General features: G+C 71.8%; 14 protein-coding genes. 10 read left to right on the top strand and 4 right to left on the bottom strand.

Going from position 1 to position 12566, the window contains the following annotated elements; all coding sequences use genetic code 11:
* Window positions 1-22 precede the first annotated feature (22 nt).
* Complete coding sequence (locus Mam01_RS06380; protein ID WP_239101079.1) at window positions 23-1597, bottom strand: DUF885 domain-containing protein; 1575 nt, start codon at window positions 1595-1597, stop codon at window positions 23-25.
* Window positions 1598-1670: 73 nt separating this feature from the next.
* Between Mam01_RS06380 and Mam01_RS06375 the strand changes: the two genes are divergently transcribed.
* Window positions 1671-2897 carry a DUF4032 domain-containing protein gene (locus Mam01_RS06375; protein WP_191910245.1) on the top strand — a complete coding sequence of 409 codons (1227 nt, stop codon included), beginning with the start codon at window positions 1671-1673 and terminating at the stop codon, window positions 2895-2897.
* Here the strand turns inward: Mam01_RS06375 and Mam01_RS06370 are convergent.
* A complete protein-coding gene (locus Mam01_RS06370) occupies window positions 2872-3381 on the bottom strand; it encodes a 2-thiouracil desulfurase family protein (RefSeq protein WP_204284477.1) in 510 nt (169 codons plus the stop codon). The two genes, Mam01_RS06375 and Mam01_RS06370, sit on opposite strands and share 26 nt — an antisense overlap.
* A gap of 253 nt (window positions 3382-3634) precedes the next feature.
* On the opposite strand from Mam01_RS06370, the gene Mam01_RS06365 reads away from it, so the two are divergent.
* From Mam01_RS06365 to Mam01_RS06345, 5 genes are all read left to right on the top strand, one after another.
* Window positions 3635-4006, top strand: a complete 372-nt coding sequence (locus tag Mam01_RS06365) for a roadblock/LC7 domain-containing protein (RefSeq protein ID WP_204284476.1) — start codon at window positions 3635-3637, stop codon at window positions 4004-4006.
* Window positions 4007-4020: 14 nt separating this feature from the next.
* Window positions 4021-4872 carry a hypothetical protein gene (locus Mam01_RS06360; protein WP_204284475.1) on the top strand — a complete coding sequence of 284 codons (852 nt, stop codon included), beginning with the start codon at window positions 4021-4023 and terminating at the stop codon, window positions 4870-4872.
* 38 nt (window positions 4873-4910) lie between these two features.
* Window positions 4911-5282, top strand: a complete 372-nt coding sequence (locus tag Mam01_RS06355; protein ID WP_204284474.1) for a roadblock/LC7 domain-containing protein — start codon at window positions 4911-4913, stop codon at window positions 5280-5282.
* A 46-nt stretch (window positions 5283-5328) separates the two neighbouring features.
* Window positions 5329-5700, top strand: coding sequence for a hypothetical protein (locus Mam01_RS06350; RefSeq protein ID WP_150935318.1), 372 nt, complete (start codon window positions 5329-5331; stop codon window positions 5698-5700).
* Window positions 5701-5812: 112 nt separating this feature from the next.
* Complete coding sequence (locus Mam01_RS06345; protein WP_204284473.1) at window positions 5813-7228, top strand: MFS transporter; 1416 nt, start codon at window positions 5813-5815, stop codon at window positions 7226-7228.
* A gap of 9 nt (window positions 7229-7237) precedes the next feature.
* Here the strand turns inward: Mam01_RS06345 and Mam01_RS06340 are convergent, their stop codons facing one another.
* Window positions 7238-7648: a hypothetical protein gene (locus tag Mam01_RS06340; protein WP_204284472.1), complete on the bottom strand. Its 411-nt coding sequence runs from the start codon at window positions 7646-7648 to the stop codon at window positions 7238-7240.
* Between the two features lie 127 nt (window positions 7649-7775).
* Between Mam01_RS06340 and Mam01_RS06335 the strand changes: the two genes are divergently transcribed.
* The 3 genes from Mam01_RS06335 to Mam01_RS06325 all read left to right on the top strand — a co-directional run bounded on the left by Mam01_RS06335 (window position 7776) and on the right by Mam01_RS06325 (window position 10079).
* Window positions 7776-8360 (top strand): Dps family protein, encoded by a 585-nt coding sequence (locus Mam01_RS06335; RefSeq protein WP_150935319.1) that lies wholly within the window; start codon window positions 7776-7778, stop codon window positions 8358-8360.
* Window positions 8361-8469: 109 nt separating this feature from the next.
* On the top strand, window positions 8470-9627 hold the full coding sequence (locus tag Mam01_RS06330; protein WP_239101077.1) for a winged helix DNA-binding domain-containing protein: 1158 nt from the start codon (window positions 8470-8472) through the stop codon (window positions 9625-9627).
* Between the two features lie 8 nt (window positions 9628-9635).
* A complete protein-coding gene (locus Mam01_RS06325) occupies window positions 9636-10079 on the top strand; it encodes an SRPBCC family protein (protein ID WP_150935320.1) in 444 nt (147 codons plus the stop codon).
* 40 nt (window positions 10080-10119) lie between these two features.
* Here Mam01_RS06325 and Mam01_RS06320 read toward each other — a convergent pair whose 3' ends face one another.
* Complete coding sequence (locus Mam01_RS06320; protein WP_239101076.1) at window positions 10120-10758, bottom strand: TenA family protein; 639 nt, start codon at window positions 10756-10758, stop codon at window positions 10120-10122.
* A 238-nt stretch (window positions 10759-10996) separates the two neighbouring features.
* On the opposite strand from Mam01_RS06320, the gene Mam01_RS06315 reads away from it, so the two are divergent.
* On the top strand, window positions 10997-12553 hold the full coding sequence (locus Mam01_RS06315) for a pectate lyase family protein (RefSeq protein WP_239101075.1): 1557 nt from the start codon (window positions 10997-10999) through the stop codon (window positions 12551-12553).
* Window positions 12554-12566: the final 13 nt, after the last annotated feature.

The raw sequence follows: 12566 nt of genomic DNA, 5'->3' as shown, positions 1-12566 counted from the left end.
AGCCACAGGGCAGGCCCGAAGCTCAGCCCAGCACGGCCTTCCGGGCGAGGCCGAGCGGCAGGCCGCCCGACCCGGCGATCGTGTCGTGGAAGGTCCGCAGGTCGCCCGCGTAGCCGGCCCTGATGCGCTCGATCTCCAGCGCGCCGGTGAGGTACGAGGGAGCCTGGGTGGGCCAGGCGCAGTAGCGGCTGACCTCCCCCGCGGCGGTCCCCGGCGACAGGGACGCCTTCGTGGTGAGGAACTCCTCCGCCTGCTCCGGCGTCATGTCGTCGCAGTGCAGCGCGGTGTCCACCACGATGCGGGCGGCCCGCCAGATGCGGCAGTCGAGGTGGGCGAGCTCGGTCTCCGGGGTGTCGAAGTAGCCCTGCTCGTGCATCACCTTCTCGACGTAGAGCGCCCAGCCCTCCACGAAGTACGGCGTACGGAAGATCTTGCGGGCCCGGCGCGGATTGCCGGCCATCCACCCGAGGTGCCAGTGGTGGCCGGGGTAGGCCTCGTGGACGCTGATCGAGGGCATCTGCGCCCGCGAGTTGGTCCGCAGCCGCTGCCGCACCTGCTCCTCGGTGAAGCCGTCGGGCGTGTACGGCACGAAGAAGATCCCGTCCCGCGAGGCCGACAGCGGCGGCGGGGCGAGGTAGCTGGCCACGGCGATGATGGGCCGCTGGAACTCCGGAGACGGCTCGACCCGGCACTCCTCCCCCTCCGGGAAGGTCACCAGGCCCCGCTCGCGGACGAAGTCGCGAGCCCGCAGCGTCTCGGCCTCGTACTCCGCCCGCATGGCCTCCAGGGTCGGCGGGTGGTCGTCCATGAGCGACTCCATCACCTCCCGCCAGGTGCCCGGCCCGAGGCGGGACGCGACCTCGGTCATCCGCCCGTCGATCTCGGCCCAGGCCTGCCTGCCCTTCTCGTGCAGTTCGGGGGCGCCGTAGCCGAGCATCTCCCGCTCGCGCAGCAGGGCCGAGTAGAGCTCCTCGCCCATCCGCCAGCTGCCCCGGGGCCGGAAGTCCTCCAGGAAGCCGACCAGCCCGTCGAAGGCGTCGGCGGCGGGCTCGGCGGCCCGGGCGAGGCGCGCCCGCAGCTCCGGGTCGCCGACCTGGGCGGGCAGCGTCTCGGTCAGGAACCGGCGTCCCGTACGCGCCTGGTCGAGGCCGCGCCGGACCAGCAGGTCGGCGGCGATGTCGGGGTCCAGGTTCGCCCGGCAGGCGGCGAGCACGGCCGGCACCTCGGCGAGGCGCGCGACGGCGGCGTCGACCAGCTCGGCCTCCGGCTTGAGGCGCTGCTGGAACGGCGTGAACATCGAGGCGAAGACCAGTCCGAGGTAGGCGGCCGGGTCCCGCCGCCACTCCGGCCAGCGGGCCAGCGCCACGGCCCCGCGCAGATGGGCGGCGACCAGGTCGCGGTCGATCTCGTCCTCCGGGTCGCCGGGAGCCGCCTCCGACAGCTTGCGCAGCCATTCCTCGACCGCCCGCTCACGTCCCGTGAAGGCGGCCTCGCTGAAGTCGCCCAGCGTGCGGTCGTACCCGTCGGCCCCCAGCAGAGCGGCCATGACCGGGTTCTCGGCCAGGTACCAATCGATGAACTCGTCCACCAGCGTCATAGCGCCCGACTCTATCCGCGACACTTGTGTGGAAGCCCCTCAGATAGGGAGCAACCCAGATAAGGAGCAATCGGTGCCCCTGCAGATCACCGGAGCCCCCAGCGACCCCGACCTGATCCGCCTGCCCTGGGACGTCCCCCTCGAAGAATGGCCCGTCCACCACCTGGTGACGCTGCCGCGCGGCATCTCCCGGCACGTCGTGCGCTTCGCCCGGCTGTCCGGCCGGGTCTACGCGATCAAGGAGATCAGCACCCGGTACGCCAAGCGGGAGTATCGCCTGCTGTGGGATCTGGCCCGGCACGACGCGCCCGCGGTCGAGCCGGTGGCCGTCGTGACCGGGCGCACCGCCGCGGACGGCTCGGAGCTCGACTCGGCTCTGATCACCCGGCACCTGCAGTTCTCCCTGCCGTACCGCGCCGTGCTGTCGGGCTCGGTGCGGCCCGACACGCTGACCCGCCTGCTCGACGCGCTCGCCGTCCTGCTCGTACGGCTCCACCTGAGCGGCTTCTACTGGGGTGACTGCTCGCTGTCGAACACGTTGTTCCGCCGGGACGCCGGCGCGTTCGCCGCCTATCTCGTGGACGCCGAGACGGGCGACCTCCACCCCGCGATCAGCGAGGGCCAGCGGGCCCACGACATCGACGTCGCGCACGTGAACATCTACGGCGAGATGCTCGACCTGGAGGCCGGCGGGCTGCTCCACCCGACCATCGACCCGCTGGTCTTCGCCGACCAGCTGGTCGAGCGTTATCACCGGCTGTGGGACGAGCTGACCGAGGACGAGATCATCGAGGAGGTCGACTGGCATCGGGTCGACCAGCGGGTCCGCCGGCTCAACTCCCTCGGTTTCGACGTCGCCGAGATGATGGTGCGCCGCAAGGCCGGCACGTCCCGGCTGATCGTACGGCCGAAGGTCGTGGACGCCGGGCACCACCAGCGCCGGCTGCTCCGCCTGACCGGCCTCGACGTGGAGGAGAACCAGGCCAGGCGGCTGCTCAACGACCTCGACGCGTTCCGCGTGTCGAACGGGCTGCGGCACGAGGACGAGGCGATCGTGGCCCACCGGTGGCTGGCCGAGGTGTTCCAGGCGGTGGTGACCGCGGTCCCGGCCGCCCTGCGGCGCAAGCTGGAGCCCGCCCAGCTCTTCCACGAGGTGCTCGACCACCGCTGGTACATGTCGGAGGCGGCGGGCAAGGACGTCGGCCTCGACGCGGCGGTGCGGTCCTACGTGGACAACGTCCTGGTGTACAAGCCGGACGAGAAGGCTGTCATCGTCACCGCGGATCCCCTGTCCCCCTGAGGCCTTCGAGGTAGCGGGCGGCGTCGGGGACGCGGTCCTCGCCGAAGACGCGGATGCCGTTCAGCTCCAGCAGCGCGGTCGTCACGCCCTGCCCCGGGACGGTCCTGCCGCGGTGGGCGCCGTCGTAGATCCGCAGCGATCCGCACGACGGGCTGCCCTCCTTGAGGACCGCTACCCGTACGCCGGAGGATCGTGCGGCGGCGAGGGCCTGCCGCGCGCCGGACAGGAACGCCTCGGTCACGTCGGCGCCGTCCGGCGTCAGGATCCGGGCCTCCCCGGCCAGCACCGCCGCGCCGCCCGCCCCGCCCTCGATCTCGGCCGGCGGGCGGGGGACGGGCAGCCCGCCCTCGACCTCGGGGCAGAACGGCACGAGCCGCCCCTCCGCGCGCCACCGGGCGAGCAGGTCGTCGTCGCTCGTCTTGGCGCCGCCGTCGTACCGCACCCGGCGGCCGAGCAGGCAGGCGCTGACCAGAATGCGCTCCACGCCTCCCATTCTGGCCGCCGTACGGCACCACCCCGTACCCTCCCCTCGACTCTCCTCGATACGAGGAAATTTCACGAAAACCGGGATTACCATTCCGGGGAGAACAATTCTTATTCTTCTGGACTAATCAATTCATCCCAGCCCCTTTCCGGCTCGGGTGGCCCGTCCACCTGCTCCTCTAGTGTTGGCCGCGCTGCACCGGCGAGGCGACAGAAGCGACGAGAAGCGACGAGAAGCGACGAGGAGTGACGGGTTGATCGGGATAGAGGACTGCCTCTCGGAGGCCATGTCGATTCCTGGCGCGCTCGGCGCGATTCTGGTCGACCACACCAGCGGCATGCCCGTGGCGGCGAAGGGGATCGCCGATCCCGGCCGGGCCGCCGCCGGGCTCAGCGGGGCCTACCGCGCCACGCTCGACGGCGTCGCGACGGCGTCCGAGGAGACCAGCCTCCGGGTCGAGGACGTGATCGTGACCACCGGCACGTCCTACCACCTCGTACGGCCGATGGAGATGATGTTCGACGGCCCGCTGCTGCTGTGCGTACGGCTGGACGTGGAGCGGGCGAACCTCGCCCTGGCCCGGCTGCGGCTGCGCGCCATCACGAACGAGCTGGTCGCCTCCTGATGGGAACCCGGCCCGTGTCGGCTCCGGCTCTGGACACCGTGCTCACCGGCCTCGCCCAGGACGAGGCCACCGGCTCGCTGCGGGTGGGCAAGGAGGGCACGGTCTACCTCGTACGCGGCCGGGTGTCGTACGTGGACTGCGCGGCCACGCCCGGGGTGGAGGAGCTGCTCTGCGGGTCGGGCCGGATCGGCGCCGCCGGGATCCGGCACGCGCGGCAGGAGGCCGGGCCGGGCGGGGACGGCGGCGCGCTGCTCGTGAGCAGGGGCGTGCTCAGCCGGGGCGAGCTGGAGTTCTGCGTGCTTTCGGCCACGCTGGACGCGGCGTTCTTCCTGCTCACCCCGAGGACGCTCCGCACCAGGTTCAGGGCGGGCGACGCCCACTGGCTCGGGGTCCACTGGTTCTTCGACGTGCCGGGGCTGCTGCGCGAGTGCGCCAGGCGCCGGGCGCGGCTGGAGCGGGCGTGGCCGTCGGCCGAGCTGGACGCGCGGCCGGTGACGCCCCTGCGGCGGATTCCCGGCACGCACGCGCTGCTCACCCGGTTGCAGTGGGAGCTGCTGCTGGCCGCCGACTCCGCCGCCACGCCGGTCGAGCTGGCCCGCCGCCTCGGGCACCCGGCCTACTCCACGCTGCTGGCCGTACGGGAGCTCGCGGCGGCGGGCCTGCTGGCGACGGCACCCGCGGCGGCACGGACGGCACCGGACGAACAGCCGCACGAGCAGCCGGACAAGCAGCCGGACAAGCAGCTCGGCGAGCAGCAGGCCGCGTTGCCCCGGCGCACGCCCCGGCCGCCGACGGCGCCGGTCGCGGACGCGGTGACCGACGTGAAGCTGCTGCTCAGAGTGCGTGACGCGCTGGAGGCGCTGTAGTGATCGGGTGGCTCAGGCGGGCCGGGAGGGATGTTTCGGTGGATCTACGCCACGACATTCATCGGGAGCTGGTCGTCCTGCGCGAGCGGGCGCCCGAGATCACCGGTGCGCTCACGTGCACGGTCGACGGCCTGCTCGTGACGACGGACCTCGCCATCAGCAGCACCGAGCAGACGGCGGCGCTCACGTCGGCGCTGCTGTCGCTGAGCCGCCAGATGACCGATCTCGCCCGGATCGGCCGGCTGGAGGAGACGCTGATCTCCGCGGCCCAGGGGCACACCGCGTGCTACGCCGCGGGACCCACGCTCGTCCTCACCGTTCTCGCAGGCCCGGGGGCGAACCTCGGCCTGCTCCGGATCGAGGGACGCAGGGCGGCGGACAGGATCGCCGCCATCGCCGGACGCGGATAGCGCCGACCGGCGCCCGCGTACACGACAGGAACCAGGAGAGGAACGCATGGCGAACATGGATGTCTCCCTCAAGGAGATGCTGACCATCGACGGCGCGGTCGGCGCGGTGGTGGCCGACTACGGAAGCGGGATGGCGCTGGGCGCGCTCGGCGGGTCGAAGGACCTCGACCTCCAGGTCGCCGCGGCGGCCAACACCGAGGTGGTCAGGGCCAAGCTGCGGGCGATCGAGGCGCTCCAGCTGAACGAGACGATCGAGGACATCCTCATCACGCTGGGCTCGCAGTATCACCTCATCCGGCCGCTCACCGGCCGCGGCGGCAAGGGCCTCTTCCTCTACCTCGCCCTGGACCGCGGCCGGGCCAACCTGGCGCTGGCCCGGCACCAGCTCCGCTCGATCGAGGACAGACTGGAGATCTGACCTCGCGAGAGTCGCCGGTGATGTCGCGAGGAGGCCGCCGGGGGGCGGCCTCCCGACCCACCTCAGCCCGCTTTTGACCGCTTCTGTACGGTTGCGTGGTGGGGTGTCGTAAATGACCCGCCGAAGGCGGATTCTTGTTCTCCTGATCTGCTGCATGAGCCTGCTGATCGTGTCGCTGGACAACACGATCGTGAACGTCGCGCTGCCCGCCCTCGGGCGGGACCTGCACGCGCCGATCTCCGGCCTGCAGTGGACGGTCGACGCCTACACGCTGACGCTCGCCGGGCTGCTCATGCTCGCGGGCTCCACGGCGGACCGCGTGGGCCGCCGGCGCACCTTCCAGACCGGGCTGGTGATCTTCTCGGCCGGGTCGCTGCTGTGCAGCCTCGCGCCGAGTCTCGCCTGGCTGGTCGCCTCCCGGGTCCTCCAGGCCGTCGGCGGGTCGATGATGAACCCGGTCGCCATGTCGATCATCACGAACACGTTCACCGACCGCAGGGAGCGGGCCCAGGCGATCGGCGTGTGGGGCGGGGTCGTGGGGATCAGCATGGCGCTCGGCCCGGTGGTCGGCGGCCTGCTCACCGACAGCGTGGGCTGGCGGGCGATTTTCTGGATCAACGTGCCCATCGGCCTGCTCGCGGTGTTCCTGACCTGGCGGTACGTGCCCGAGTCGAAGGCCCCCGCGGCACGCCGGATCGACCCGGTCGGGCAGGTGCTCGTCGTCGTCCTGCTCGGCACGCTCACGTACGGGATCATCGAGGGCCCGTCGGCGGGCGCCGCGCTCAGCGCCGTCTGCTTCGCGGTCGCGGTCGCGGCCCTGGCCGGGCTGGTCGCCTACGAACTGCGCCGGCCCGAACCACTCATCGACATGCGGTTCTTCGGCAGCGCGCCGTTCTCCGGAGCGGCCCTCATGGCGGTCTCCGGCTTCGCCGCCCTGGGCGCGTTCCTCTTCCTCAACACGCTCTATCTGCAGGGGCACCGCGGCCTTTCCGCGCTCGACGCCGGGCTGTGCACGCTGCCCGTGGCGGTGAGCACGATGATCGTCGGCCCGCTGTCCGGCCGGCTCGTGGGCACGCGCGGCCCGCGCGCGCCGCTGGTCGCCGGGGGCGTCTGCCTGGCCGCCGCCGGGGCGCTGCTCGCCCAGGTGACGCTCACCACGCCCCTCCCCCTGCTGCTCGGGATCTACGTCGTCTTCGGCGTGGGGTTCGGCATGCTGAACCCGCCGATCACCAACACCGCGGTCTCCGGGATGCCGCTGGAGCAGGCGGGAGTGGCCTCCGCGGTCGCCTCGACCAGCCGCCAGGTCGGCCAGTCGCTGGGTGTGGCCATCGCCGGAGCCGTCGTGGCCGCCGCCTCCGGCGCGCGCTTCGTGCCGGCCGCACGCACCGGGCACTGGATCACCGCCGCGTACGGCCTGCTCGTCCTGTGTCTCGCCGTTCTGACCACCGGCCGCTGGGCCCGGCGTACGGCGGAGCGCACGGCCGCCCGGCTGTCGGAGGGCCGGGAGGAGGCCCTGCAGGCCGGATAGCGCCCGGGCTCATCCGGGGCTCTTGACCCTGTGGTCCTTGAGGTGGAGGTCGCCGCCGATCCTCAGCCGGAGCCGGTCGAGGACGCTCCGGGGCGCGAGGGCGGTCCAGATGTCGCCGACGAGGTGGGGGCTGTACTCCGGCGCCTGGTCCATCCACTCGTCCTTGCCCCGCTGGGTGGCGAACGTGGTGAGGAAGAAGTCCCCGATCGGCGTGTGGCAGTGCCCCTGGCGGAGTTCCGCCGCGTCAATCTGGATCTTCGGGGTGCAGCCCGCCCGCGCGGCGAGCTGCTCGACGGTGGGCGGCGGGCCGTACGCGGGAGTCGCGTCCGGGCCGGCGCAGGCGGACGTCAGAGCGGACGCCAGGGCGGCCGCCGCGACGGCGGCGACCGCGAGAGCGTGGTGATGCGGAAGTCTCGACACCTCCGAGGTACGCAGGCGCGGGCCCGGAGGGTTCACCTTGGGCAAATCGCCATATAAGGCGTTTAAGGGACATAAAAGGCGAAAGACTCACTATTGGATACAAACCGATTGAGTGAGGAGTGACGTCTTGGCTGTCAACCCTTCCTCCGGAGTCCGTGCGAGCAGCCAGCCCTGGCTGCACCAGAGGGGCGTGGAGATCCAGTCGTTCGGCACGGTCCGGGACTTCCCCGTCGGCCTGCCGAGGGAGACCCGGGAATACTCCTGCCAGCGGCTCAACCAGATCCTGGCCGACACGCAGATCCTGTACAGCCTGTACAAGAAGCACCACTGGCTCATGCGGGGGCCGACCTTCTACCAGTTGCACCTGCTGCTCGACAAGCACGCGGGCGAGCAACTGCCGATCATCGACGCCATCGCCGAACGCATCCAGACGCTCGGCGGGGTCGCGGTCGGCGATCCGCGCCAGGTGGCGGAGATGACCGTGATCCCACGGCCGCCGGACGGCGTGGAGGAGGTGCCCGCGATGCTCTCCAGGCTCCTCGAAGCCCACGAGACGATCCTGGTCGCCGCGCACGACGCCGCCTCCCGCGCGGCCGACATGGGCGACGACGGCACCGACGACCTGCTCGTCTCCGAGGTCGTCCGCACGGGTGAGCTGCAGGCCTGGTTCCTCGCCGAGCACCTCGTCGACACGCCGCTCGTGCGCACCTGATCCCTGGGGCGACGGTCTCGACTGCAGGGCGAGAACAGGGCGCGGCGGCAGAGCTCGGCGGTAATTGGCCGGTCCGGAGAATGTCGGTCCGGGACGCTAGTTTGACGGCGTGCCCACCCGACGCGTGCCGACCCCCGTGCTGACCACACGTGCGCTCAACCGCGCCCTGCTCGACCGCCAGATGCTGCTGCGCCGCCACGACATGAAGGCGCTGGCCGCGATCGAGCACCTGGTGGGCATGCAGTCCCAGGCGCCCCTGTCGCCGTACGTCGGCCTGTGGACGCGGCTGCTCGGCTTCCGGCACGAGGACCTGGCCGATCTGCTCACCGGCCGGTCCGCCGTGCGGATCGCGCTGATGCGTAGCACGATCCACCTGGTCAGCGCCGACGACTGCCTCGCCCTTCGCCCGGTCGTGCAGCCCGTCATCGACCGCTGGCTCCGCACGTCGGGCGCGGGACGCCTGGCGGAGGCCGACCTCCGGGAGGTCGACGCCGCCGCCCGCGCCCTGATGGAGGAGCGGCCCCTCACGTTCGCCGAGCTCGCCGTACGGCTGGGCGAGAAGTTGGGCGAGCGGTGGCCGGACGGCGAGGCCCTGGCGAGGGCCGTACGCGCGATCGTGCCGCTGGTGCAGGTGCCGCCCCGGGGCGTGTGGGGCGCCTCGTCGCAGGCCCGCCACGTGCCGGCCGAGTCGTGGCTGGGCCGCCCGCTCGGCGACGGTCCGGCCGCCGGTGACGCGGCCGGTCACATGGTGCTGCGGTATCTCGGCGCCTTCGGGCCGGCGTCGGTCGCGGACATGCGGGTCTGGTCCGGCCTGACCGGGCTGCGCTCGGTGGTGAAGCGCCTGGACCTGGTGGCGTACCGGGACGAGAACGGGGTGGAGCTTCTCGACGTGCCGGGCGCGGCGCCGCCGGAGCCGGACGCCGAGGCGCCGGTGCGGTTCCTGCCCGAGTTCGACAACCTGCTGCTCTCGCACGCCGACCGGAGGCGGATCATCGCCGACGAGCACCGGCGGCGGGTCTTCACGGTCAACGGGATCATCCGGGCGACGATCCTGGTCGACGGTTTCGTGGCCGGGCTGTGGCGGATCGAGCGGGCCGGGGAGACGGCGACCCTGGAGATCGAGCCGTTCGCACCGCTGGCCCCGGCGGCCCGCGACGCGCTGGCCGACGAGGGCGAGCGCCTGCTCGGGTTCGCCGCGGACCGCGCCGCGTCGCACGCGGTCCGCTTCCTGGACGGGAGGCGTCCGGCGGCGACGATCGGAACGTAGGGACAGGCATGGAGACTCTCACGGTGACGGTGGACGCGCAGGCGAGCCCGGAGCGCGTCTTCGCCGTGCTGACCGACTGGCCCCGGCACCGCGAGTGGATGCTGCTGACCCGGGCGTGGGTCGTCGAGGGCGACGGCCACAGCAGGGGCAGCAGGCTCGCGGCGGCGACCGGGATCGGCCCGCTGTCGTTCCTGGACACGATGGACGTCACCGGCTGGCGGCCCCCGGACGAGGTGGAGGTCCGCCACACCGGCCGGGTCGTCCGCGGGACGGGGAGGTTCCAGGTGCTGCCCCGCCCCGGTGGCGGGAGCAGGATCCTGTGGGAGGAGCACCTGCACCTGCCCTTCGGGGTGGCCGGCCGGATCGGCTGGCGGGTCGCCGGGCCGCTGAGCGCCGTCTTCCTCCGGCTGTCCCTGCGCCGCCTCGCCGCGCTGGCCCTGCGCGCTCCCTGACAGAGCCCTGCGGATCAGCCCCGCAGATTAGGTCTGTCGATCAGCCGGCCGCCATGTCGAAGAAGCGGCGCTCCAGGGTGGTCGCGTGACGGAAGACGTCCAGCACGCGGGCCCGGCCGCCCTCGTCCAGCTCCGGGCCGAGCCGGTCGAGCTCGCGGCGCAGGAAGCCGACCCACGCCTCGAACTCCGGCCCGCTGTGCAGGTCGACCCACTCACGGTGGACGAAGCTCTCGCCCATGACGGGGATCCGGGTGGCCCAGCCGAGATAGGTCCACTCGGCCACGCACAGCACGGCCAGGATCAGCGGATAGTCCTGGCTGCGCCGCACCTCGTCCATCAGCGCGCGGAACTCGATCGTCACCGGTTCCAGCGTGGGCGGGGCCGGATCACCGCCGACCGCGGCGAGCGCGCGGTGGAAGTAGCCGCGCTCGGTGTCGGCCACCGTCTGCCCGAGGAAGCGGCCCACGGCCACCCGCGCCTCGAAGGAGTCGGCGGCGGCGACCGCGGCGCCGAGCAGCGCCGTGAAGGCGTCCACGAACTGGAAGTCCTGCTCCAGATAACGCCGCATGGCGGCGGTGCCGCGGCTGATCTCCGCGGCGAAGGGATGCGTGACCACCGCCGTCCAGTCGGGCTCGCTGCGGGCCCGCAGCCACGCGCTGAACACCTGCTCCTCGGTCATCCGTCGATCATCCGCCATTCCTCTCCGGCACGTCCGGCGTGAACGTTTCACGATGATCTCCTATGACGCGCTGCGTACGCACGAGACCCCGCCGGTGACCGTTGACCACCGATGTGCGGGTCCGTACCTTGAGCGCGGGTGTTCCCCATCATGAATGCTGTTCACATTCATGAATCACTCACAGGACCAGGATTCACCCCCTCGGTCAGGGGTCCTGCACGACACGCGAGGAGCTCGGGTGAGAACCAGAACCAGAACCGCAGCCGCGGTGGCCGGTGCCGTGGCGGGGGTCGTCGCCCTGGTCGGCGGCGTCTTCACCGGCGTCTCCACTGCCGCGCCCACCACCGGCGCGCCCACCACCGGCGCGCCCACCACCGGCGCGCCCACCAGCGGCGCCTACCGGATCGTCAACGGCGCCAGCGGCCTGTGCCTGACCGTCCCCGGCGCCAGCGGCTCCGACGGCGTACAACTCACCGTCTCCGCCTGCAACGGCGCGAGCAACCAGACCTGGACCCTCGCCGCCCAGGGCAGCGGCGTCCGCCTCACCGCCGGCAACAGCGGCAAATGCGCCGGCGTCACCGGCGCCTCCACCTCCGCCGGCAAAGCCGTCCAACAGGAGACCTGCACCGGCGCCACCTCCCAGACCTGGGAACTCACCACCTCCGGAGCCAACTACCAGGTCGTCAACGCAAACAGCGACAAGTGCCTGAACACCAAGGACAACAGCACCTCCTCCGGCGCCCTCGTCCAGCAGAACTCCTGCGACTCCGTCGCCACCAAACAGTGGACCCTCCAGCCCACCGGCTCCACCGGCACGCCCACCTCCACCCCCACGAGGACCCCCACCAGCACCCCGAGCTCCACTCCGACGGGCGGCCCGACCACTCCGCCCACCACCGGGCTGGTCGGCTGGGCGACGCAGGGCGGCGGCACCAGCGGCGGCGCGGGCGGCCCGGCGACGACGGTCACCTCCCTGAGCGCGCTCACCGCCGCCGTGAAGGGCGACACCGCGAAGACCGTGCAGATCAACGGCAACTTCACCTGCTCCGACGACGTACGGGTGGGCGGCAACACCACCCTCGTCGGGGTCGGCGCGAACTCCGGGCTGACCGGTTGCGGCGTCAACATCCGTGACGTCTCCAACGTCATCGTGCGCAACCTGAAGATCTCCAAGGTCCCGGCCGGCAACGGCAACGGCGACGCGATCCACCTCGACAACGCCAAGCGGGTGTGGCTCGACCACAACGACCTGTCGAGCGACACCAGTCACGGCACGGACTACTACGACGGCCTGCTCGACATCACACACGGCTCCGACTACGTCACCGTGTCCTGGAACAAGCTCCACGACCACGTCAAGTGCTCGCTCGTCGGCCACAGCGACAGCAACAGCTCCGAGGACACCGGGCACCTGCGGGTGACATACCACCACAACGCGTTCCAGACCTGCGCCCAGCGCAACCCGAGGGTGCGCTTCGGCAACCCGGTCCACGTGTTCAGCAACTACTACTACAAGAACCCGTCGTACACCGACTACAGCTACGGCATCGCCTCCACCTGCGGCGCCGGGGTGCTCGTCGAGGGCAACTACTTCGAGAACGTCGCCGAGCCCACGCACACCTCCGAGGGCTCCTCGCCGGGCGGCTCGATCGTCGCCCGCAACAACTACCTCGTGAACTCCGGCACACCGCAGACCTCCGGCAGCGTCGCCTCCATCCCGTACTCGTACACGGTCGACAACCCGAGCGGCGTGAAGGCGAACGTTCTCGCGAACGCGGGCACCGGCAAGATCTAGTTCCGGACGCCCA

Source organism: Microbispora amethystogenes (assembly GCF_016863015.1).
GTDB classification, from domain to species: Bacteria; Actinomycetota; Actinomycetes; order Streptosporangiales; family Streptosporangiaceae; genus Microbispora; species Microbispora amethystogenes.
The sequence above is the reverse complement of the archived record's forward strand: the minus strand, read 5'-3'. Positions and strand labels throughout refer to the sequence as shown.

Excerpts from the sequence above, each read along its gene's own strand:
- Mam01_RS06380 (WP_239101079.1), bottom strand. The coding sequence starts at position 1,597 with ATGACGCTGGTGGACGAGTTCATCGATTGGTACCTGGCCGAGAACCCG.
- Mam01_RS06350 (WP_150935318.1), top strand. The coding sequence starts at position 5,329 with ATGGCGAACATGGATGTCTCCCTCAAGGAGATGCTGACCATCGACGGC.
- Mam01_RS06345 (WP_204284473.1), top strand. The coding sequence starts at position 5,813 with ATGACCCGCCGAAGGCGGATTCTTGTTCTCCTGATCTGCTGCATGAGC.
- Mam01_RS06325 (WP_150935320.1), top strand. The coding sequence starts at position 9,636 with ATGGAGACTCTCACGGTGACGGTGGACGCGCAGGCGAGCCCGGAGCGC.
- Mam01_RS06320 (WP_239101076.1), bottom strand. The coding sequence starts at position 10,758 with ATGACCGAGGAGCAGGTGTTCAGCGCGTGGCTGCGGGCCCGCAGCGAG.